This is a genomic window from Pontibacter sp. LHS1, from assembly GCF_058932855.1.
Genome location: NZ_JBZYWF010000002.1, coordinates 301,307 through 323,872, shown reverse-complemented (window position 1 = coordinate 323,872; position 22,566 = coordinate 301,307). Strand labels below are relative to the sequence as shown.

At 51.5% G+C, this 22,566-nt stretch carries 19 protein-coding genes; 7 read left to right on the top strand and 12 right to left on the bottom strand.

Features of this window, described 5'->3' with window-relative positions:
- The first annotated feature begins 184 nt into the window (after positions 1 to 184).
- Complete coding sequence (locus AC5FXQ_RS05780) at positions 185 to 319, top strand: hypothetical protein (protein ID WP_493601545.1); 135 nt, start codon at positions 185 to 187, stop codon at positions 317 to 319.
- Positions 320 to 443: 124 nt separating this feature from the next.
- On the opposite strand, the gene AC5FXQ_RS05775 is transcribed toward AC5FXQ_RS05780, so the two are convergent.
- The 7 genes from AC5FXQ_RS05775 to AC5FXQ_RS05745 all read right to left on the bottom strand — a co-directional run bounded on the left by AC5FXQ_RS05775 (position 444) and on the right by AC5FXQ_RS05745 (position 9,189).
- Positions 444 to 686 carry an acyl carrier protein gene (locus tag AC5FXQ_RS05775; protein ID WP_493601544.1) on the bottom strand — a complete coding sequence of 81 codons (243 nt, stop codon included), beginning with the start codon at positions 684 to 686 and terminating at the stop codon, positions 444 to 446.
- Positions 687 to 770: 84 nt separating this feature from the next.
- A complete protein-coding gene (locus AC5FXQ_RS05770) occupies positions 771 to 3,950 on the bottom strand; it encodes an efflux RND transporter permease subunit (RefSeq protein ID WP_493601543.1) in 3,180 nt (1,059 codons plus the stop codon).
- Positions 3,951 to 3,982: 32 nt separating this feature from the next.
- Complete coding sequence (locus AC5FXQ_RS05765) at positions 3,983 to 5,038, bottom strand: efflux RND transporter periplasmic adaptor subunit (RefSeq protein WP_493601542.1); 1,056 nt, start codon at positions 5,036 to 5,038, stop codon at positions 3,983 to 3,985.
- A 17-nt stretch (positions 5,039 to 5,055) separates the two neighbouring features.
- A complete protein-coding gene (locus AC5FXQ_RS05760; protein WP_493601541.1) occupies positions 5,056 to 6,408 on the bottom strand; it encodes a TolC family protein in 1,353 nt (450 codons plus the stop codon).
- 68 nt (positions 6,409 to 6,476) lie between these two features.
- Entirely contained in the window at positions 6,477 to 6,938 is a 462-nt protein-coding gene (locus AC5FXQ_RS05755) for a GbsR/MarR family transcriptional regulator (RefSeq protein ID WP_493601540.1), read from the bottom strand.
- Positions 6,939 to 7,051: 113 nt separating this feature from the next.
- A complete protein-coding gene (locus tag AC5FXQ_RS05750) occupies positions 7,052 to 7,501 on the bottom strand; it encodes a DinB family protein (RefSeq protein ID WP_493601539.1) in 450 nt (149 codons plus the stop codon).
- 77 nt (positions 7,502 to 7,578) lie between these two features.
- Positions 7,579 to 9,189: an alpha-amylase family glycosyl hydrolase gene (locus AC5FXQ_RS05745; protein ID WP_493601538.1), complete on the bottom strand. Its 1,611-nt coding sequence runs from the start codon at positions 9,187 to 9,189 to the stop codon at positions 7,579 to 7,581.
- A gap of 478 nt (positions 9,190 to 9,667) precedes the next feature.
- Between AC5FXQ_RS05745 and AC5FXQ_RS05740 the strand changes: the two genes are divergently transcribed.
- Entirely contained in the window at positions 9,668 to 9,898 is a 231-nt protein-coding gene (locus tag AC5FXQ_RS05740; protein WP_493601537.1) for a hypothetical protein, read from the top strand.
- A gap of 1 nt (position 9,899) precedes the next feature.
- On the opposite strand, the gene AC5FXQ_RS05735 is transcribed toward AC5FXQ_RS05740, so the two are convergent.
- The gene (locus AC5FXQ_RS05735) at positions 9,900 to 10,178 is read right to left on the bottom strand and encodes a GNAT family N-acetyltransferase (RefSeq protein WP_493601536.1); all 279 of its coding nucleotides are present in this window, start codon (positions 10,176 to 10,178) and stop codon (positions 9,900 to 9,902) included.
- 171 nt (positions 10,179 to 10,349) lie between these two features.
- On the opposite strand from AC5FXQ_RS05735, the gene AC5FXQ_RS05730 reads away from it, so the two are divergent.
- Together AC5FXQ_RS05730 and AC5FXQ_RS05725 are read left to right on the top strand one after the other, a co-directional pair.
- The gene (locus AC5FXQ_RS05730) at positions 10,350 to 12,518 is read left to right on the top strand and encodes a glycoside hydrolase family 97 protein (protein WP_493601535.1); all 2,169 of its coding nucleotides are present in this window, start codon (positions 10,350 to 10,352) and stop codon (positions 12,516 to 12,518) included.
- A 141-nt stretch (positions 12,519 to 12,659) separates the two neighbouring features.
- Positions 12,660 to 12,854, top strand: a complete 195-nt coding sequence (locus AC5FXQ_RS05725) for a hypothetical protein (protein WP_493601534.1) — start codon at positions 12,660 to 12,662, stop codon at positions 12,852 to 12,854.
- Between the two features lie 50 nt (positions 12,855 to 12,904).
- Here the strand turns inward: AC5FXQ_RS05725 and AC5FXQ_RS05720 are convergent, their stop codons facing one another.
- Positions 12,905 to 17,371, bottom strand: a complete 4,467-nt coding sequence (locus AC5FXQ_RS05720; protein ID WP_493601533.1) for a DUF7619 domain-containing protein — start codon at positions 17,369 to 17,371, stop codon at positions 12,905 to 12,907.
- A gap of 185 nt (positions 17,372 to 17,556) precedes the next feature.
- Between AC5FXQ_RS05720 and AC5FXQ_RS05715 the strand changes: the two genes are divergently transcribed.
- On the top strand, positions 17,557 to 17,994 hold the full coding sequence (locus tag AC5FXQ_RS05715; RefSeq protein WP_493601532.1) for an acyl-CoA thioesterase: 438 nt from the start codon (positions 17,557 to 17,559) through the stop codon (positions 17,992 to 17,994).
- Positions 17,995 to 18,193: 199 nt separating this feature from the next.
- Here AC5FXQ_RS05715 and AC5FXQ_RS05710 read toward each other — a convergent pair whose 3' ends face one another.
- The 3 genes from AC5FXQ_RS05710 to AC5FXQ_RS05700 form a co-directional block, all read right to left on the bottom strand.
- On the bottom strand, positions 18,194 to 18,769 hold the full coding sequence (locus AC5FXQ_RS05710) for an NADPH-dependent FMN reductase (protein WP_493601531.1): 576 nt from the start codon (positions 18,767 to 18,769) through the stop codon (positions 18,194 to 18,196).
- 24 nt (positions 18,770 to 18,793) lie between these two features.
- Positions 18,794 to 19,291 (bottom strand): VOC family protein, encoded by a 498-nt coding sequence (locus AC5FXQ_RS05705; protein WP_493601530.1) that lies wholly within the window; start codon positions 19,289 to 19,291, stop codon positions 18,794 to 18,796.
- Between the two features lie 81 nt (positions 19,292 to 19,372).
- Positions 19,373 to 20,890, bottom strand: a complete 1,518-nt coding sequence (locus AC5FXQ_RS05700) for a hypothetical protein (RefSeq protein ID WP_493601529.1) — start codon at positions 20,888 to 20,890, stop codon at positions 19,373 to 19,375.
- Between the two features lie 287 nt (positions 20,891 to 21,177).
- On the opposite strand from AC5FXQ_RS05700, the gene AC5FXQ_RS05695 reads away from it, so the two are divergent.
- Both AC5FXQ_RS05695 and AC5FXQ_RS05690 read left to right on the top strand, forming a co-directional pair.
- Positions 21,178 to 21,897: a hypothetical protein gene (locus tag AC5FXQ_RS05695; RefSeq protein ID WP_493601528.1), complete on the top strand. Its 720-nt coding sequence runs from the start codon at positions 21,178 to 21,180 to the stop codon at positions 21,895 to 21,897.
- A 12-nt stretch (positions 21,898 to 21,909) separates the two neighbouring features.
- Positions 21,910 to 22,506, top strand: a complete 597-nt coding sequence (locus AC5FXQ_RS05690) for a hypothetical protein (RefSeq protein ID WP_493601527.1) — start codon at positions 21,910 to 21,912, stop codon at positions 22,504 to 22,506.
- The last annotated feature ends 60 nt before the right edge of the window (positions 22,507 to 22,566 follow it).

The window sequence follows — 22,566 nt, the reverse complement described above, 5'->3', positions numbered from 1 at the left end:
AAAGTATAGTTTTACTTATAATCATCTTAAACTAGGGTCGAAGCCGGTAATAATTAAGCTGAATTAGGATCAGCAGGAGCGATTAAATGAATTTTTATCAGGATTTTTCTTTAAACTATTGACAATTAGCCAGAACCTATTAACTTTCGTATATAAGGCAACTTGGATAAAAAAGCATCAGGTTATGGAGGTATTCATCATCTTAACAGTACTGTCAATTTATGCAGTAGGCTACCTGTTGTACTACATGTATGGCAAAGAGGAGCGAAAGAACCAAAAGTACTACCGCTATCAAAAGTATGACCGCTACCAGGTATAAGGGGAAATAATACTGTTTGTGTTTTCAGTTCGCGGGCTTTGCCCGCAACTGTTACAGCATAAAAAAAGGTGCAGGATAAAGTCCTGCACCTTTTTGGCTTGTATCAAATGGGAAATTCTTTTGGCTAACTCGCCTTTCTTAACTGCAGGTAGTTTACCAGATCGTCAATCGAATACACCGGTACTTCGTCCGGGATCACGACATCAAACTTTTTCTCTACTGCCAGTATAATATCTACAACGTCAACTATATCCATTCCATTTTCCCAAAGTCCTTTGGGGCCGGAAAGTTTATGTGGGGCGATTGCTTTTAATCTGCTTACCAGATTAATTACCTCTTTGTATAAGGTAGTTCTAGGATCTGCCATATGTTCTAAAATAAAGGGTAATTCATTTCACGCTTTCCACCAGGCTCCTCCTGCCTTACATCGGGCAGGAGGAGGGGGAATATCTTAGTGCGCAAACTCGTGCGCCATCTTTCTTTCTTCGAGCTCCTTTGTTTCGTGCTCCAATTCTTCCAGCGACTTCTCTTCCAGGTGGATCACCGTTTTCTTATCCAGGCCGAACTTGGCCAGGATGCGGTCGAAACCATAGTAGATGATCGGCACCACGATCAGGGTCAGGAACATGGAAGAACTCAAACCACCGATCAAAGCCCATGCCAGACCGTTTTTGGTCGCGGCCACTGAGCCACCTGCCAATGCGATTGGCAACATACCTATCACCATCGCCAGCGTCGTCATCAGGATCGGACGGAAACGAATTCGTACCGCTTCGGTCAGGGCCTCTTTCACTTCCACGCCCTCGTCCTTCAGCTTGTTCGTGAAGTCCACCACCATAATGGCGTTCTTGGCTACCAGACCAATCATCATGATGATACCCAGGATGGAGAAGATACTTAGCGCCTGTTGTGCCAGCGCAAGGGCCAGCAAGGCACCAATGATTGCCAAAGGTATAGAGAACAGAACCACCAGCGGGTATACATAAGAGTCGTACAGGGCCACCATGATCAGGTACACGAAGATGATCGAGGCCAGCAGGGCGATACCCAGCGTACCGAAACCTTCGCTCTGGTTTTTCATGTCGCCACCGAATTCGTAGCTTACACCTTTTGGCGCTTCTACTGCTGCCAGCTTCTCCTGAATCTCTGCACCGATCGAACCAGACGGACGACCGATTACCTGTGAGTTCACGTTCACGGAAGTCACGCGGTTGTAGCGCTCCAACTGCGACGGACCAGTAGACTGGCGGATGTCGGCAAACTGACCCAGGCGCACCAGCTGTCCCTGGTTGTTCACGAAAGACAGGTTGGCAATGTCGGTCACGCTACGGCGGTCGAACTCGTCGAGGCGGATGTTGATGTCGTAGTCTTCGGTTCCGGAGCGGAAGGTAACGTCGGAGTTACCACTGAAGGCCAGCTGCATGCTTGCACCCACGTTCTCCAGCGACAGGCCTACATTGGCCATCTTATCACGGTCCACTACTACTTCAATCTCCGGGTTACCGCCTTCCACTGACATTTCCACGTCGGCTGTACCTGACACGCCTTCTACCACACCCATTACCTGCTGTGAGAAAGCCATTACGCTATCCAGGTTAGAACCCGAGATAATCAGCTGAATAGGGGCCTGTGAGTTACCCACCAGACCTACCGGCACTGGCGTCACTTCCACGTTCGGAAGTTTGCTCTCGATATCGGCTTTGGCCTGACGGCTGAACTGATCGGTGCTGAAAGTACGCTCCTTCACATCCACCAGCGTAACCGATACCTCTGCTTTGTAAGCTGTGTTCTGGCCTTGCTGTGCGGAAGAAGTAGTACCTACGGTGGTAAATACTTTCGATACCTCCGGGAAAGCCTCTAAGTACTGTTCTACCTGGCGTGTTGCAAAGTTGGTCTGCTCTACGGTAGAGTTTTTAGGCAACTCCAGCTGCAAGCTTACTTCACCACGGTCACCAGCAGGAATAAATGCCGAACCGATAAAGCCGAGTGGTACCAGCGCAAACGATGCAACCAGCAAAATCATGGTCACGCCCAACGTTATAAACTTGTGGTTAAAGGCCCACTTCAGTGCTGCCGTGAAACCGTCGATGATGCGGTCCAGGAAGCGCTCAAAAGCCAGGATGAAGCGTCCGAAAATGTTCTTATCCGAAATATGCTCCAAACGGGAGAAGCGGCTCGCTAATAGTGGAATCAGGGTAAAGGCTACGAAGAGCGAAATCATCGTTGAAACGGCCACTACCACCGCGAACTGACGCAGGATGTCTGACACCAGACCCGATGAAAGGGCAATCGGTATAAACACAACCGTTATTACCAGTGTGATGGAAGTTACCGTCGCCATAATCTCCCGGATACCGTCGTATGCGGCCTGCGCAGGCTTTTTGCCCATTTCCATGTGGCGGTGAATGTTCTCAATCACCACAATGGCGTCATCCACCAGGATACCTACCACGAGCGAGAGTGCCAGTAGGGACATCAGGTTAAGCGAGTAGCCAAACAGGTACATGAAGATGAAGGTCGCTACCAGGGAGGCAGGTATAGAGATCATCACAATCACCGCGTTTCGGAAGGAGTGCAGGAAAAGCAACATCACGACCGCCACCAGAATTACCGCAATCATCAAGTCATGCAGTACCGAATCGGCAGCCTCGAGCGTAAAGTCAGAGGAGTCGTTGGCGATGTTGAAGTTTAGTCCAACATCAGCGTAGGTTTTCTCCAGTTCGCCCAGGGCTTCCTTCGTTAAACGGCTTACCTCCACGGCGTTGGCATCTGACTGCTTCTGGATGGTGATACCAACCGATGGGTTGCTGTTCACACGTGTCATTACTTCGATGTCCTTCTGCGTATCCTGCACTTCGGCTACATCAGCCAGGCGCACAATACCGTTCTGGTCTTCACGTATGATTAGGCCACGCAACTGGTCCAGAGACTGGAACTTACCAGCCAAACGAATCTGTGTCTGTCCGCTTTCCTGCTTGATTTTACCCGTAGGGAAGTCAAGGTTGGAGTTGCGTATCTTCTGCTGTACCTGCAGGATAGAGAGGTTGTAAGCCTCCAGTTTGTTGGCATCGATGTTTACCTTGATCTCACGCTCCTGACCACCCAGAATTTTGATGGCGGCCATACCTGGTATGCGCGACAGCTCCGGCTTGATTTTCTTGTCAATCAGGTCATAGAATTCGGTCGGCGACATGTTGGCTGTGGCACCCATCTTGATGATCGGGAGGTCATCGAGGTCGAATTTGTTGAGCGTTGGCGACTCCGCATCATCCGGCAGGTTGGCCAGGATAGTGTTAATCTTTCGCTGTGCGTCCTGCAGGGCCAGGTCAACGTTGGTTCCCTGGTTCAACTCCACCACAATAATGGAGAAACTCTCCAGGGAGGTGCCACGCATCGTTTTCACGTTTTCGAGTGCCGACAGGGCTTCCTCGATCTCTTTTGTCACTGAGTTCTCTACCTCGTTAGGAGAGGCACCCGGATAGATGGTAGAGATGGTCAGTACCGGCGGGTTGAACTTCGGAAGAAGCTCGTAGTTTAGTGCGCTATAACTCGCAACACCTAGCAGTGTGAGGACCGTGAAGACCACTACCACCAAAGTTGAGCGCTGTATAGATATTTTGGTTATGTTCATTTCTAAATTTTCTTGAGAAAGAAGTTTGTCTGTTACTTCAGCACCGTTACCTTCATGCCTTCGCGGAGGTTGATCTGGCCACTGCGAACCACTTGCTCGCCTGGCTTTACGCCGTCCAGGATTTCTACCTGGTCCTGCGTTACTACGCCCACACGTACCGGACGCTGGCTGGCCTGACCGTCTTTCACCACATACACAAGGGGGTTCTGGATGCTACCCACAATCGCTTCACGTGGCAACAGCATGGCTTCGCGCTGATCGGCTACATCGAAGAAAGCGGTGCCATACATACCGGCACGCAGGTTGTTGTTAGCGGCATTTTTCACTTCCACCTCCACGTCAAACTTCAGGGTTGCATCAGCCTGGGCAGCAATGGCTGTCACAGTGCCTTCATACTCCTGACCTGAACCGGCATCAGCTTTCACCTTTACCTTGTCACCTTTGTTGATCAGCAGTACCTCACTTTCAGAAGCTTTTACTTTCAGCTTCAGCTTGTCCACGTTCACGATGTCGTACAGTTTTGTACCAGCGTTCAGGTATGAGCCTACTTCTACATAAATTTCGTTGATCTCGCCACTAATAGGGGCGGTGATGCGGGTCTTGTTCAGGCGCTGGCGGGCAGCTACCAATTGTCCCTCAGTAGACTTAGCAGCTAAACGGGCATCTTCCAGTTGACGCTTGGTGATGGCATCGCCTGCTGCCAGGTTCTCGAAACGCTCCAGGTCACGCTTGGCTTTCTCAGCGTTGGTTTGCGCAGTGGCCAGGTCGGCGGCCATGGTGTTGCTCTCTACCTGTACCAGCAGTTCGCCTGCCTTCACTTTGTCACCTTTGCGCTTGAGCACGCTTTTAATCTGGCCTTGTGTTTCAGATAGCAGTGTCAGGCTCTGGATTGGGGCGAAATTGCCCTGTGCCGTAAAGGACTTGTCCAGCTTGGCAGAAGCCACTTCGGTAATGGTCACAGGTATAGCATCGCTCTTGATGGAGGCTACGGCGGCGTTGGCTGCCATTTGCTCTTTGTTGCTCATCAGCTTAAAGCCTATAGCGCCCAAAATCACGATAACGACTACGATATAAATCAGCTTTTTCATTTTGTTCTTTGTGATGCTTATTTAATTAATGTGTTTAGGTCGCCGGTAGCTTTCAGGTAGCCAAGTTGGGCCAGCTGGTACTTCAGCATTTCGTTGTTCAGATTTGTTTTGGCTTCGCGCAGACTCACTTCAGCTTCGAGCAGGTCGGTCAGCGGCGAGATGCCTTCTTTATAAAGATCATTGGTGGTGTCGTATACCTCTTGTGCCAGCGCCACATTCTGCTCCTGCGCCCCAATGGAGGCTGAGCTGTTTTGCAACTGGCTGATAGAGTTCTCCAGCGCCACTTCCAGGTTCTTGGTCAGTTTCTGGCGGTCAGCTTCCAAAGACTTCAGCGTGTACTCTGTCTGCTTCACCTGCGAGTGCTTGCGCATACCGTCAAAGATCGGGATGTTGAGCTGCAGCCCAATAATGCCTGTGCTGAACCATGGCTGATTATTATCGAAGAAGTTAAACTCCTTGCGCATGGCATTGTACTGGAATGTACCCGTGGCTGAAAGGGTAGGGTAGTAGCCCGCCTTGATGTTCTGCTTTTGGAGTTCCGTCAGCTCGGTCTGCTTGTTCAGCAACTGCAGTTGCGTCTGTCCCTGCACCAGGTCCTTGCTGCTGTTGAAAGCCGCTGCTCCGGTATCGAGTGTAATAGTGGCGTCTGTCAATGCGATGCCTTCTTCCAGCGGCATACCCATAAAGAACTTCAGGATATTCATCTGCTGGTCAAGCGCACTGGTCAGCGTTTGCAGCTGGGTCTCCAGGTTAGTCTTGTTCACCTTGATGCGGTTCACATCCACTTTGCGGGCCAGGTCGTTTTCATACTGCAGCTGCAGGATCTTGCCCAGCTGATCCAGTCGGGCCAGGTTGGCGTTGATGATCTCAAACTGCTCTTTCGTCTGCAGGATCTGGAAATAAGAAGAGCTCACGTTATACATTACTTCTTCTTCTGTCATGGCCTTGCGCAGACGGTACAGGTCCTCGCTGGTCCTGGCTGCTTTCAGGCCTACAAAGTACGACTGGTTGAACAGCAACTGCTGAAGCTGTATACCTGCCGATGCATTGTACTTGGTACCGAACTGCACCGGAATCATTTCATCAGGCTTGCCCTCAAACACGTTCGGGATCACCTGCACCGGTATAGCCGGATACATATTGAAATTACCAAATCCGTTCACCTGCGGCAGTCCGTTGCTCTTGGCCTCTTTGACCATGTACTTGGCGCTCAGCTGGTCGTAGGATGCCTTTTGCATGTCTTCGTTATGCTCCAGCGCATACGTGATGGCCTCCTGCAGACTCAGCGTCTGCACATCGGGCTTCTCCTGCGCTACAACCGGCTTCACGAAAAGCATGGCCAATCCGACTACTAAATATTTGATTTTCACGTTTTTGTTTATTATGTTTAGATATAAGTAGTTAGTTCTGAAAATTGTGAACTTAAAAACTAAAAAAATTATGCTCTACTTTTTTCCCACTCGTCGATCAGGCGGGGCATTTGTGCTTTCATGTAGTCCAAAAAGCTGATAAAGTCATTTAGCTTCGTATCATAAATTGGATTTTCACGTTTTCTGACTTCCAGTACCCGTTTTAAAAGTGAGTTGAGGTGACTCAGATCTTCCATCTTCTTGGCAAACATCTCACGCCAATTAGACGATTTGATGCGGAAATAACGCTTCCGGTCACCCGAAAAGGTAGTGTACTCAATATGTCCTGTGTTCAGGAGCATGTTAAGCGCATTGCTGGTAGCGCTTTTGCTGATATTGAGCGCTTCACTGATCTCCTCAAAAGTTAATTCAGGTTTATCGCACACCAACAGTAGGCCTACCACCCGGGCTACCGCCGGTTGAAAGCCGTTGTTTTCGTGATAAATCCCGATTTGTTCGATCAGTTCGCGCTGTTTTTCGCTAAGAGTCATATCTTTGCTTTTGTTATTCTTTAGCTATAACGGAACAAAGGTATAACTTAGTTTCATTAGTTCATAATTTACAGAACTAAATTTTCTGAATTTATTCTCCCCCCAATACATACCTATTCCAGGATGCGTCGCAGGTAGTTAATCTGGCCGAGGTGATAGTTTAAATGGCCGTAGAGGTGTATCAGGAAATAGCTGACGGTCATTTCATAGCCAAGCACCTGCTGCGGATAAAGCTGTTGCAGCTGTTCTGCGGAGAGACGCTCCAACGTAGAAGCGACTATTTGCTTCACCTCCGCAATCTGTTCCAGTAGCTTTTCTTTGGGTATGTGTCGTAGGCTGAATTCCGCTTCCCGATCCCGCACATAGCCGCTCTCGCCCAATATAGCTCCGATATAAGTGCTCAGGTTGCCGACCAGGTGCAGACAGAGATTTCCAGCTGAGTTGGATGTGTGGCCTTTTGTTTTCCAAAGGTTTTCCTCCTGCTCAAAAGCCCGGATCTCTGCTGCGAATTTATCTATATCGCGGAGGAATATAGAGGTGAACTCACTTGCCAGGTGCTGCATTTTTCGTTAACGATTCCATTAATGTATTTCTGTTACTACTCATTATCATAAATACGGTGTTGTAGATGTTATTGGTCTTACAGATGCTTTAACCTGATCACCATCCCTTCGTCGCCGCTCAGGCTTACCCGATTTTTCACCTCAGTGCCTTCACGCTCTGGCAGCGTGTCTATTTCAATGGCTCCCTCAAACTGGAAGTGCTCCGGGTGGAAATGGCAGGTTTTGTGACTGAGATTCAGGAGTATCAGAAAGCGCGTATCAGCGGTATAGCGCATATAAGCCAGCAGCGGTTTCTGAGCCTCCATGGGCTTGTAGTGCCCGATGCGCAGGGCGTCTTCTTTCTGACGGAGGTTCAGTAACCGCCGGTGCAGTGCCAGCATGGAGCAGTGGTCGTCAGACTGTGCCTTTACATTCACCCGACGGTAGTCTGCTGGCAATGGCAACCACGGCTTAGAGGGGCTGAAGCCTGCATTTTCGCTGTCGTCCCACTGCATGGGCGTACGCTGCGGGTCCCGGCTCAGGTTGAGCCCGGGCATGTTGAGACCCTGCGGATCCTGCACCTCCTCCTCAGGTATAGGCACATCGCGCATGCCTATCTCATCTCCATAATAGATAGTAGGTGTACCGCGCAGTGTGAGCAGGAGCATCGCCGCTACCCGTGCCTGGTCCTGACCAACCCTGCTGGAGATGCGTGACTGGTCGTGGTTGCCGAGTACCCAGTTTGGCCAGCCACCTTCCGGCAGTGCAGCCTCGTACTGGTTGATGTTGGAGGCGATTTCTCCTGCATCCCAGTCGGTGGAGAGCAGCAGAAAGTTGAAAGGCAGGTGCGCTCCTTTAAGGTCGGTCCCGTAATAGGTCATCAGCTTGTGGATGGGCAGGTAGATCTCACCGATCATCATGCGCTCATCGTACACGTCGAGCACGGCACGCATTTTACGCACGATATCGTGCACCTCGGGCTGGTCGGTGGAGTAGGCCGGAATCAGCTTTTCGTAAGTGGCCTGGTGCGATTTATAGTCCGGATTCGTGGGATTGTCGCGCAGCTGATCGTCTTTGATCATGTGCCACATCACGTCCACCCGGAAGCCGTCCACCCCCTTGTCGAGCCAGAAGCGCATCACGTCCATCATCGCCTCCTGCACCTCCCGATTGCGCCAGTTCAGGTCGGGCTGCTCTTTCAGGAAGGCATGGTAATAATATTGTTCTGTTTTCTCGTCCCACTCCCAGGCACTGCCCCCGAACACACTAAGCCAGTTATTAGGCTCGGAGCCGTCTTCATTGGCATCCTCCCAAATGTACCAGTCGCGCTTTGGATTGTCTTTGGAAGAGCAGGACTCTTTGAACCAGGGGTGTTCGTTGGAGGTATGGTTGGGCACCAGGTCCAGGATCAGCTTCATGCCCCGGTCGTGTACCGCCTGCAACAGCTCGTCAAAATCCTCCATCGTCCCGAACAGCGGGTGTATGCCACAGTAATCAGAAATATCGTAGCCAAAATCGGCCATGGGAGAAGAGAAGATAGGGGAGATCCAGATGGCTTTGATGCCCAGCGACTGGATGTGATCGAGTCGTTGGATAATGCCCTGTAGGTCGCCCACGCCGTCGCCGTTGCTGTCCTGGTACGAGCGTGGGTAGATCTGATATATTACGCCTTCCTGCCACCACAGGTATTTCTGATTCTCGTCTTTCATTTTTGTCGGTTTGTGAATTGGCCTCAGGCCAGTACTAGATAGAAATAATGTCTCATGTACGGGAAACTCTTTGGAGGGTATGGCTGAGTTGGGGCACTGACATAATATTAAAGAGCCTGTATAAAGCTGTCATTTCGAACGCTAGTGAGAAATCTGGAGCCAATGGGCTTTAAACATCAGATCTCTCCTGTCGTCGGGATGACAGATACAGATAGGTATGGCGAGACATCATGACAATATTTACTACGTCAATTCTAGCTCGTGAACAATGCAGTTTGCTAATCCGAAAGAGCCTATACCGGCGAAGATTGGCTAAACAAGCGATAAGTGTTGGACAGCTATCATCCTGAACAATTTGTAACATGTGCAGCGTGAATAAGCCAGAGGCCCCTCTATAGTAGACACGAGGGAGGACGCTCGCGCCATTTTTTCAACCACGGCGGAACGCATTCGTTATAAATAGTTGATAAAGTAAATTATGGAGCACAGTTTTTCATCATTCTTCACAGGCTTGGGTCTGATAGGTATCCTGATCGGTATCGTGCTATTGGTATTTGTGGTGTGGAGTGTGATCTGGTCCTATAGCGATGCCCGCCGCAGAGGCAAATCCCCCTGGCTGGTGGCCCTGATGGTCCTGTTCATGGTATGGCCGGTCGGGCTGATCATCTGGATGTTGCTCCGGCCGCAAAATACAAAGCAGCAGGTATAAGCTACTCCCAACACACGATGTCGTCGTATTCTTTGTGGCGTTTCACATAAGCTTCCACAACGGGGCAGGAAGGTACAATCTGGCATTTGCACGCCCTGGCATGATCCAGCCCTCCTTTTACCAGTTTGTCGGCTATACCCTGACCGCGGTGTTGCTCGGGCACATAGGTATGGTCGAAGTCCATATGTCCCTGGTCTGTGATGGTGTAGGTGAGCTCGGCCTCACCACCTTCGAGGATAATATAAAAGCGGGTGTCTTCTTCGTCGTGAATAATTTCCATGGGATTATAGTAGTGTTTGGAACAGGTATACGGACTGTGGGAGAAGGTGTTAGAAAGGCCTCCTCGGGATAAAGCGATTTTTAGTGTAATTTGCATGCATCATTCAAAACCTGTAGGAGGCTAGCGGAGTACAATCAGCGGTTTCTACATTACATGTATCATTTCTACACTATGCAACAAAACACTAACCTGATCGGTCGCATCTCACGGCGGCTGTCACTTTTCCTTTTCCTGTTCCTGATTACCGTGCTGGTGCAGGCGCAGACCATCACCTCCCCGGACAAAAACCTGTCGATGACCTTTGAACTGGCAGCCAATGGGGTGCCTACTTACCAGCTGACCTACAAAAAGAAGCCGGTGATCACACAAAGTAAGATGGGCTTTGAGATGCAGGATGTTCCTTCTATGATGAACGGGTTTACAGTTGCCAATACCGAGCAGAACAGCGTGAACGATACCTGGGAGCCGGTTTGGGGTGAGCAGAAAACGATTCGCAACCACTACAACGAGTTGCTGGTAACACTTAACCAGAAGGAGCACAAGGACCGCCATATCCGCATCCGCTTCCGTCTGTTCAACGACGGCCTGGGTTTCCGCTACGAGTTCCCGCAGCAGCCGGAGCTGAAGTACTTCATCATCAAAGAAGAGCACACGGAGTTCAACTTGACCGGCGATCACAAGATCTTCTGGATTCCGGGCGACTACGACACCAATGAGTACCACTATAACACATCGCAGATCTCCCAGATCCCGAACCTGATGGAGAAGGCCATACACGATGTGCATGCCCAGCACCCGATCAAAACGTTGGCTGTGCAGACGCCCTCTATGATGAAGTCATCCGACGGATTGTACATCAACATTCACGAAGCGGCGCTGCTCAACTACCCGGCTATGCAGCTGAACGTGGATCCGAAGACTTTTAAATTTAGCTCGCACCTGGTGCCAGATGCGGTTGGTAACAAAGGCTATATGCAAACCGATGCGCAGACACCCTGGCGAACCATTGTGGTGAGCGACAAAGCTACCGATATTCTGGCTTCTAAACTGATCCTGAACCTGAACGAACCGACTGCATACGAAGACGTGTCGTGGATCAAACCGATGAAGTACATCGGCATCTGGTGGGAGTACTTTGTGGCTGGCAAGAGCACCTGGGCCTATGGTAAGGAAACGAATGTGAAGCTGACCGACGACTTTTCGAAACTGACGCCTAATGGTCGTCACGGTGCCACGACTGAAAATGCCAAAAAGCACATCGACTTCGCAGCCGAACACGGCATTGACGCGGTGCTGATAGAGGGCTGGAACATAGGCTGGGAAGACTGGTTCGGTAACTGGAAAGAGGAGGTGTTCGATTTTGTGACCGCTTACCCTGATTTTGATGTGAAGGAAGTGCAGAAATACGCGGAGTCGAAAGGTGTGCGTGTGATGATGCACCACGAAACTTCAGGAGCTGCCACCAACTACGAGCGCCGTCTGCATGAGGCCTTCCAGTTCATGCAGGACCATGGTTATAATTCCGTGAAGACAGGCTATGTAGGCAAGATCATCCCGCGCGGCGAGCACCACGACGGACAGTGGATGGTGAATCACTACAACCACGTGGCCCGCACGGCGGCCAAATACAAGATCATGATCAACAGCCACGAGGCGGTTCGCCCGACAGGTTTGCACCGTACTTTCCCGAACTGGCTGGCGCAGGAATCTGCCCGCGGTACCGAATTTGAGGCGATGGGCGGTTTGGCACCCGACCATACGACTATTCTGCCATTCACCCGCCTGATGGGTGGCCCGATGGACTACACGCCGGGTATTTTCCAGACGGACCTGTCGTACTACCACGGTGGTGAGCAGCGCGTGAACACGACGCTGGTGAAGCAGCTGGCTTACTACGTGACCATGTACAGCCCGCTGCAGATGGCGGCTGACATACCGGATAACTATACCCGCTTCCCCGATGCGTTTCAGTTCATCAAAGACGTAGCCGTGGACTGGGATGACACCTGGGTGCTGGAAGCCGAGCCGGGTGATTACGTTACGATTGCCCGTAAAGCGAAAGGCAAAAACGAGTGGTATATCGGCGGTATTACGGATGAAAATACCCGCACTGCCAACGTGCGTTTCGACTACCTGCCAAAAGGCAAAACCTATATCGCGACCATCTACGCTGATGCGAAAGATGCCAGCTGGAACAAGAACCCGCAGAAGTATGAAATCCGCAAGGTGCTGGTGAACTCTAAGAGCGTGCTCAAGCAGCAGCTGGCCCCGGGTGGCGGTGTGGCCGTGAGCGTGAAGGAGGGAAGCAAGCAGGAGCAGAAGGGTTTGAAGAAGCTGTAAGCTTGCCTTAGAAAAAGAAATTTTTGACAAAGGACAAAAAAGCGCCGTGCAGGAATGTACGACGCTTTTTTTTGCTACAATCGAATTATTTTAAGGTATAGTTTGTATCCTGTTGATACGTCAACTTTTAGCCATTTACTTATGAACCCAGACGAATTTGAAGAAAACTATACCCAAATCCTTCATACGCTTTTAAAGGCCTTCGCAAACAGCTCCGTAGTCGAGCCCGAACGGTTCTATAACCTAGCCAATGTTATAGAAAAGCTGCGCGATAACAGCCCTGCACTTTACGACGCTATCAAATCTTTAGAAGACGAACAACGTGAGGCTGCTTAGTATTTATAACAAGCTGACAATGCTGTAATAGCCTTAAATGGACAAGAAATTTACAGCACAGTTATCTTCTTGACGATCAAGCCTTGTTCCGTCTGAATCTGCAGAAAGTACAGGCCGGCTTTGGCAGTCGGCAGGTTTATCTCCACCGCCTCGGGCCTCGGCCCGGTGATGCGGGTCTGGTGCAGGCGCTTGCCCAGTGCATCGTACACCTCGACCAGCTGCACGTCGAAGTCGGCGTGGCGCAGGCTGAGGGTGAACTGGCCCGAGTTCGGGTTGGGGTATATGGTGATGGCCTCGGCCGGAGTCAGCTCCTCTACCACAAAGTCGGCGCTGCTGTGGGCCTGGCCGCCGTAGCCGGTGATGGTCACCTTGCCGGTAGAGGCGCCCCGTGGCACTCTTACCTTGTACCTGTCGCCGGAGGCTTCCAGCACCAGCGCCTCCCGTCCGTTGAAGGTAATCCTGTCCTGCTGACCCATGATGCCGAAGTGCCCGCCGGTGATCTCCACCACCGTGCCCACCGCGCCCTTGGCCGGCTGCATGGCCGTGAATTTCGGGGCCGGGATCACCTCGAAGGCCGTGGCGGCTGTGGCCTTTCCGCCGGGCGTCTCCAGGGAGATGAAGCCAGAGGCGGCCCCTTCCGGCACCCGCACGACTAATTGTTGCGGGCTTGCCTCCAGCACCTGGGCCAGTGCCTGCCCGAAAAGAACTTTGTTACGCGCTTTGTCACTTGAGAAGTTCTCACCCGTGATGGTCAGGCTCGCCCCCACAATGTCTGTTTCTTTGTTCAGGGCCGTGATCGTGGGGGCGTACCACACGGTGTAGGCCGAGCCGCTCACAGCCTCGCCGCCTTTGGTGCTGATCCGGAAAGCGCCCGTTGCGGCGTTCCCAGGCACCCGCACCGTGACTGAGTTGCCATTATGCCCGATAATCTCACAATCGAGGTTGCCGAGTTTTATTACTTCGATCAGCGCTGGTTGCAGGTGCTCGCCGGAGAGCGTCACCGTCTGGCCCACCATGCCCTCTACGGGGCTGAAGGAGGCGAGCACGGGCGGCTGGTACACCTGGAACTTACCAGAGGAGGCCGCCCCGCCGTCCGGGGTGATCACCTGCAGGGCGCCCGTGGTGGCGCCCGCCGGCACCAGTACTTTCAGCTCGGTAGCCGAGGCGCTCACCACCGTGGCCGCCCTGCCGTTGAGGTATACCTTGTTGTCGGCAGGGGCTGTGGCAAAGCGCTGTCCTGTGATGGTGACCTCCGAGCCGAACCTCCCGGCGGCCGGTTCAAAGCCTGCGATGCCTGGCGTGGCCAGCACATCCTCCAGGTTCACCCGCACACTCTCGTTTATCACCGGCGGCATGTCGTAGATGCGGTTCTGGGTAATGTTGGTGCGAATGGGGGAGTTGAAGTCGAAGAAGATGTCGGCCAGGTTCTCCACCAGCGTCTTCTCGGCAAGGTCCGCCTTCGGTTTGATGCTGAACTGAATATAGCCATGACTACCGGGCTCGTCTGCCGTGGAGTCGGGCAGCATGATGTTGTCGAAGGTCCAGGTGAGCACGGGGCGTCCCTTGCCTGTAACCTCCACACGACTCGGGTGGGAGGTAGCACCCAATTGCAGCGTGCTCAGGTCCAGGTGCTCGGAAAGGGTGTCAACCACCACCACGCGGTAGGCCACGTCGGTGCCCGTGTTCTGGAAGCGGATCTTGTACTTGAGGGCCGTGTTGGTGGGGGTGTAGAACTCCTCTGTGCGGCCCGCGGGCGTGACGAGCTTGTCGTTGGGGTCGTAGGAGTCGGTGATCAGCATGCATTCCGCGGACCTCTCTGCCTCCTCGTCATCGGCGGGAAGCAGGTTGACCTGCCCGCGGCTCACCGAGCTCGCCTCCGTGCCCGGGCAGCCCTCGATGGTGACGCTGGCCGTGGTGTTGTCGCCGTTGCCCCGGGGCTGGTCTGCCTCCAGGCGCCAGGTGTAGCCCAGGGAGGGCACCCACAGCACGAGGCTGTCGCCGGCGGCCAGGCGGAACTGCTCCACGGAGGCCAACTCTCCATTGGCGTACTTGCGGAAGAGACCGGGGTCTGTCATGTCAGCCGTGCCGGTGTTGCGCACCACGAAGCGGATCATACCTGTTGCTGCGTTGCAGCGGCCGGTGATGGAGACGGTCGGCGTGGGCTCAGCCGGCGCGTTGTTGGAGGGGGTGATCCAGGCGCGGGTGCAGACCGTGAGGCCCCGCACCGACTCGTCTCCGCAGGTCACCAGGTCCTCGACGGTGATGGTGCCAGACTGCCCGGCGGCCAGGTCGCCCACCCTGAATTCGTAGGTGCCGTCCTGCAGGCGGGTATAGGGCCTGTCGGCCGAGAGGAGCTCCACCTCCTTGGGCAGCTGCAGGTACACCCTGGCGTCGGGGGCCGGGGCGAAGCCGGAGTTTACGTAGCGCACGGTGGTGGTGCTCTCAAAGCAGCGCCGCCGCCGGGTGGAGGATACGCTCACGGAAAGGTAGGGGGAGAGGATAGCACGGTTGCCGAAGTTGATGGCATCGATGATTTCGCCTGCTCTGGTAATAGCTACATTCTTAAGTTCCCCAGGCTGCGGACAGGTAGCGCTTATTTTTCTGCCAATCTGGTCTGGCAGGATCGTCTGAAGTGAGTAATTGCCCGGATCAACTTTAAGTTGGTAGCTGCCATCCGCACGCGTTATCCCATAAACCGGGCCTGGCATGGCTTGCACCACAATACCAGCAAGCGTCTGTTCAGATGTATCCAGGGTACAATTGCTGTTTGTGTCATGGTACACAAATCCTGTGATAAGGCTTTTAGGTTCCTGATAATCAGGTGATTGATAAATAGAAAAAGTGTTAGCATAACGACCTCCCAAAATCAGCCGGGAACCACTTCTGTTAGCCGAAACATAATCCAAACTTCTTTTCTCCTCATGCAGAAGCTCCCCTTTAGCATTAAAAATTTGAAAAAGCTCTGAAATGTTAGAAGCTACGTAGATGTTACCTTTGCCATCCAGTGCAAGATCACTGTCCACATCCCATGATATATAGCTAGAACTGTACTTACCAAACTCACGGATGAATTTACCGTTGGCATCAAATTGCTGAATGCGTGTTCCCTTGTAATCGAGTACATGAATAATTCCAAGCAGGTCGACAGCGACAGCCTGGGGTACCCAAAGTTGTCCTGGATTTGGACCCCAACTGCCAATTTTTGTGATGAAATTTCCCTGGGGGCTTATTTTGCGGACTACTCCGCTGTAATAGTCTGTCACATACATATTCCCTGCAGCGTCATGCGCAAGGTCAGTAAAATAGTTATCCGAAACATCATCACCAAAATCAGTGAAGCGCTGCTGAAATTGCCCTTTGCTATTAAACTTGAAGATGGCATTGCCAGAGTACGAGTTTTTAGAACTATTGAGGACATAGATATTTCCAAAAATGTCAACGGATATGGCACTGGGAGCTAAGATGCTCAAACCCGACCCTGCGTATCCAAATTCCATGACAACCTCACCCTCATGATCGAACTTCGTTACCTTACCGGAAGAGTTTATAATGTAAATGTTGTCATCTTCATCCAGTGTAATTTCCTTTGGTGACCATTTCCTTCCCCACGAGTCGAGGTATTGCCCTTTTTTATCGTAAAGAAATATTTGACTGTTGCCGATTTGATGGCTTTGATCAACTATCAGGATATTGCCTTCGTGGTTAACGGCTATCAAATGGCTTGATCCCATTAAGCGTCCGGGTCCTGAATCCAGAATAGATTTACTTTCATAGTTTCCGTTCGCGTCAAATACAAGGAAGCCTTTGTAACCATAACCATTTATTAGGTTGTCAAACACATACACTTGCCCCGTTTTCTTGTCTACATCAAGCTGAACCGGACCATTCAGCCTGGTGCCGGCATCCTCGCTGTGACCAAATACCAGTAACTGCTCACCCTGGGGAGAGTACTTGATGATTCTTTTATTTGGAACGTCAAGCGCGAATAAATTGTCGTGTGCATCCAGGCTAATGCTGCCGGTAACAAGCGTTATTTCCTGCAGGAAATTCCCCTCCTTGTCAAACTTTTGAATTCGGCCATTTCCGCTGTCAGCTACAAAAATTTCTTCCTTGGAGTTTACTTTAATATTATTCGGATAGCTGAATTGACCCGGACCTTTCCCCCTTGTTCCGATCTCAAAAAGCAGCTCCCCGTCTTTGTTGTATTTAGAAAGTTTTGAGACGGAATAGCTGAGTGCATATAGATTGCCTTTTGCGTCGAAAGCTATTCTATAGCTATTATAACCCCTGAAATCTATGTCGCATAAGGGGTCCTTATGAATAACCTTGCCTTCAGGGGTAAACTTTTGCAACTTTTGATGAGGTAGGTACATGTTTCCCTCGGAGTCAACTGCAATGTCCTCCTCCAGACCTACCGTTATCCCTACTTTTTGGTAAAGATCAAAGTTGGCAATCTGAGCTCGGGAATAGGTAGTGGCGGCAAGTAAAATGACTAACAATAGTAAAGTTGTTCTCATAGGCACTCGATAACAATTTTTAAATAGGAGTATAAGTCTGTAAGACTAGCAATTAGAATATAAACATAGCTTTATATTGGCTTATTTACCAGAGTAAGTTTTAAAAAAACGACCTGTATTATACCTGCAGGACTTAACTTTGCAGCCTCATTACCGTTATCACTTCGATCTAAAAATAAACTTATATGCCCCATACCTACACCAACAAAGTAATGTGGTCGCACCTGGATGCGAACATGCACATGCGCCACTCCGCTTATGCCGATTTTGCGGCGCAGGCCCGTATCGAAGCCCTGGAAGAACTGGGGATGGATCTGAAAACCTTTCAGCGCCTGCACATTGGCCCAATCCTGTTTAGAGAAGAAACCACCTATCTGCGGGAAGTAGGAATAAACGAGGAGGTGACCATTAAGACGGAGCTGACAGCTAGCCGTAAGGACGGCTCCCGTTGGGCCCTGCGACACGAACTGTTCAAGGAGGATGGCGTGAAAGCGGCGGTGATCAAAGTGGAAGGCGCCTGGATGGATGTGCTCAAGCGCAAACTAACCGAGCTTCCTGAAGAACTGGCGCAGCACTTCATGGAGCTGCCGCGCAGCGCTGACTATGTAGAGCTGGAAGGGTAGGGTTAAGTCTCAATCTTAGTCTTAGCCTTGATAGTCGATAGGACTGCTTTCTAGGAGGCTTCGGTCCACTGCCCTCGCTTGCCTCTGGCGAGGGTGTTGTGGCCGATTCAGTTGTAAATGCCTCAGATTTCTCCCTAATAGAGGGCCCCTACCCCCAGTCGAAATGACAGCGGATGGCTTAAGTGTAGAATCCCGGGTATCAGGACTTAACGGCTTCCTGCTCCATTTTGCTTTTCGCTTCTATACACCAGAGCAGTTCCTGCAGAAAGTGATCGGCCCGCTTGTCAGTAGCTTCTTTGTCTGTGGCGTTGCCTTCTTCGTCGTAGTTGTCCTGCACCTTGGGTACGGGGAACATGGCGGGAACGGTCCAGGCGCGCATTTTCCAGAGTGTGAACTGCAGCGACGTGATCACCTGCGTACCGCCAAAGGCTCCTCCCGAAACTGTTGAGATCGCTACCGGCTTGCGGTGCCACTCATCATAAAGCAGGTCCACTACGTTTTTGAGACTGGCCGGATAGCCGCCGTTGTACTCCGGTGTCACGATGATAATGCCATCCGCACCCAGAATTTTCCCCCTGAACTCCTGCATGGCGATCGTTGGTTCTGATTGGCGACTGTATCGTTCATGAAATACCGGGAAGTCATATGCTTTCAGGTCGACAATCTCCGTAGTGGCGAGCTGGTGCTCTTCCAGGTACTTTTTCAGGTATAGCACGACGCGGTGGCTTTTGCGGCCGGTGCGTATGCTCGAGGAAATAAGGACGATGTGGGGCATGGGTGCTGTGGTTATGGGTGAAGCTTATTTTTCGAGTTCGTTGAGCAGGTCCTGTAGGTCGAGCGGCTGGGTATACATGGTGATGGAGCCCTCTTCGTCGCGGGGCCATTTTTCCTGTGGCCTGTCCCAGTACAACTCTACGCCGTTGCCATCAGGGTCCGACAGGTATAGCGCTTCCGAAACGCCATGATCGGAAGCACCATCGAGGCGGTAGCCAGCGTCCCGGATCCGCTTCAGAATGGCAGCCAGGTCTTTGCGGGTAGGGTAGAGGATGGCGGTATGGAAAAGGCCTGTGCTGCGTGGCGGAGGTGGTGTACCTCCTTTGCTGTACCAGGTGTTCAGCCCGATATGATGATGGTAACCACCCGCTGAGACAAAAGCTGCATCCGGTCCGTACATCATCACCAACTCAAAGCCCAGCAGGTCGCGGTAAAAAGCCAGGGCCCGATCGAGGTCTGCAACCTTGAGGTGCACATGCCCGATGCGGGTCTGCGCCGGTACGGTATACTTGTCTGATGCCATGGTCTTCTGCCTTTTAGTCTTCAATACTAGCCCATACGCGCACCGCAATTTTTTGTGTTGATCGGACCCTGAACGCTTACGTTACAAATCACTCTGCGCCAGTTCCAGCAGCACATCATAGTAAGGGCGGCGCAGCATTTTGGCTTTGAGCCAGGCGTAAAAGCTCATGGCCTGAATGTCAGTATTCTCAAACGACTCAAACTCCAGACTCTGTTCTACCTGCTGAAAAAATGCTTCACTGGCGACAAGCGCCGGTTGGTCCACCATGTGCTTGATCAGTTGCAGGTACTGCTTCACATTGTAGTAAGCCGGCTGTAGCAGCAGGTCTTTGAAGGTGCGCTCGAATGACCTGATCTTGTTCAGCACCAGGTCCTCGTTGCCCAGCTCATACTGCAGAATCAGTTCGCCCATTTTTTTCTTCAGCACCCATTCACGCCCCATGGTCTGCTCCAGCCATTTGTCAGATCGCTTGATGCCCAGCAACACGCGGTTTGCTTTACCGAAAGCACCCTGCGCGAAATAGTTGAAGCTCAAGCCTAACAGGGCAGTCAATTGGTCACGCTGACTCAGGTGCACCTTGCTTTTGTAAAGCAGTTTCTCCATCAGCCCGATGGCCTCTTCGTTGTTGCGAAGAAAGACCAGGTTAGCTACCATCAAAAAAATGTAGCGCGGGTAAAAGGTTGCATAGTGGTTCTTCCCATCGCCGCTCATGCTGTTGTGCAGAAGGGCCAGGTAATTAATCGACTCCACAAATTTCTTGTTCCGGTATAGCACGTGCGCGATCATGTAAAGCAGGCTGAGCTTGTAGTACTGGTGCGCCTTGATGAAACCGTATTTCTGCTCCGTTTCCTGGTACTGGCTGATGATGAAAGGCTCAAAGGTCAGGAAATCTTTCCGGGCCAGTACGGCACTGCGGGCGATGGACATCAGCTTGTAAAGCAGCAGGGGACGCTTGCTCACGGCCTCCGTCAGGTTATAACTGGCGAGCACCTCTTGTATGATCCGGTCGAAGTGCAGGTCACTGCCCTGTCGCCGGACAGCCTGCAGGCGCTGGTTGATGATGCTGCTGGCAATGTTGGCTCTTTCGACTTCATCAGCTGCTAATTTGTTTTGATTGCGCCTGGCTATGATCTGGTCCAGGTCTTCGGCAAACTCACTGTCTGCTTTTTCGATCTGCAAGTTGTAAATTGTGTTGAGGAGGTCGTACTGTTCGTTGGCGGCAGCTAGTTTTTCGGCTTTGAGCAGGTAGTGCCAGGCCAGTCGTTCTACCCGCGCATCGAACAGGTAGCGGGCCAGGGAGAGCAAGCCCATGATTGTGGAGGCCGCTGTGCTGTCCTCCTCCATTCGCTTGAGCATAATGAAGTCGGTGAGGTGACGGGTCAGGCGCTTACGGAGCGCATAGTAGGCCACCGGGTTCGGATCATCAGGGTACAGCCGGGAGATTAGTTGTTCGGGTGTATAAGGCTTCTCCTGCAGCAGTAGCTTGTAGAGTGCCAGGTCTTTGCGGCTCTTCTTCTTTTTCTGTCGCTGAATGAAAATGCCAAGCTCCCGGCGGTCTTCCTCACCGAGTGTTTCCATCGTTATCTTAAGATCGTCCATCGTGCGTTAGTTATGGAGGTCGTGGTCAATGACATGGAGATGCATTATTTCTAATAGCCCAAAGTATCTGTTGAATGATTTTTTAGTAGCTATAATTAGCTACCTATTAAATTGTAAAAGTCTTAAGTTGTGAATATAAGTAATTGTTAGCTAGTTGTATACGATGATGTTCATTAAATTTTAAAAGTCCTTAAAGTTAATTTGCTGGCTTTCTATACCTGTGGGTGTGTTGTAGGTTTGATCCATCAGAATCAGGAAAAATAAATAAACCATAACACACATCGACCATGAAAAATCTACTGTTCACATTCATTGCCTGCCTTGTTTACTTTACCGGTCAGGCGCAGGACATCCTCATCAAACGCAACGGCGACGAGCTGGAAGTTAAGGTGCTCGAGATTGACCTGGAGGCTGTCAAATACAAGCGCTTCGATAACCTGGAGGGACCCATTATTTCAATCGCCAAAGCGGATGTATTTATGATCAAGTATGAAAATGGCACTAAGGTGACCATGAACGAGATGCGACCTGCCGTGCAACAGCCGGTATACGCTCAACGCACGGGTTATCCGCAGGAGAATCTGAAGCTTGGCGGTCCCCGATTGGGTTTCACTGTCCTCAGCCAAAAGTACATCGACCACATCAGCAATGACTTCGATACTAATGTGAATGCGTTTATGACGCAGTTTGGCTGGCAGTTTGAAACACGGGTGTTTACGCTGGAAAACGGTACCTCCGGTTTGTTTGAGTTTGTGCCTTTGATAGGTGGCCTGGAGCAGGGCAAGTTTCTGCCGAGCCTGAGTGCGCTGGTAGGTATAAGAGGGGCGAAGGGGCTGGAGTTTGGTCTCGGTCCGAACGTGTCGCTTGGCGGTGCGGGAATCGTGCTGGCGGTTGGCACCAATTTCCAGAGCCAGGGAATTAACTTCCCGGTCAACTTTGCGGTGGCACCCTCCAGGGACGGCGCTCGTTTCAGTCTGCTCTTCGGCTTCAATTCCCGCAAGTACTAAGCAGGTCAGGTGATGAAGAAGTTTCTACTGCTCATAGTATTTCTGGGAATGCAGCAGGTGCTGCTGGCACAGGATATCATTGTCAAAGTTTCGGGAGAGGAGTTGCCTGCCCGCGTGTTGGAAATCACTCTCCTCGATGTGCTGTATCAGCATCCGGACTCTTTGCAAGGTGTGACGTGGCGGCTGCCAAAAGCCGAGGTGTGTATGGTGAAGTTTGAGAATGGGACGAAAGAGGTCTTTGAACAGCATCTGACTGATAGCCTGATCTATGCGGGAGGCACTATGTCACCGGATCAGCTCTATGCGCTGGGCAGACAGGAAGCTGATAGGTTTTACAAAGGAAATGGTGCCATGTGGGGCTCTGCAGCCAGCGCTATGGTCATGTTTCCGCTCGGACTGGCCGGGAGCGCTATCATTGCGGGTACGCCACCGAAAATTACTGCTACCAAAGTGTCGGACGCGCGTTTGCTGTCAGAGCAAAGCTTTGTGAGCGGTTATAAAGAGCAGGCGCACCGCAAGAAAAAGAATAAGGCCCTGGCAGGGGCAGGTATAGCGACGGGCATTCAACTATCTTTACTTTTGCTCGTTATCGCTTCGTTGGGTAAATGATAAAGCATAGTTACTATATTAAAAAAACCATCCGAAGGAGAGCTGCTCCTCCCTTCGGAT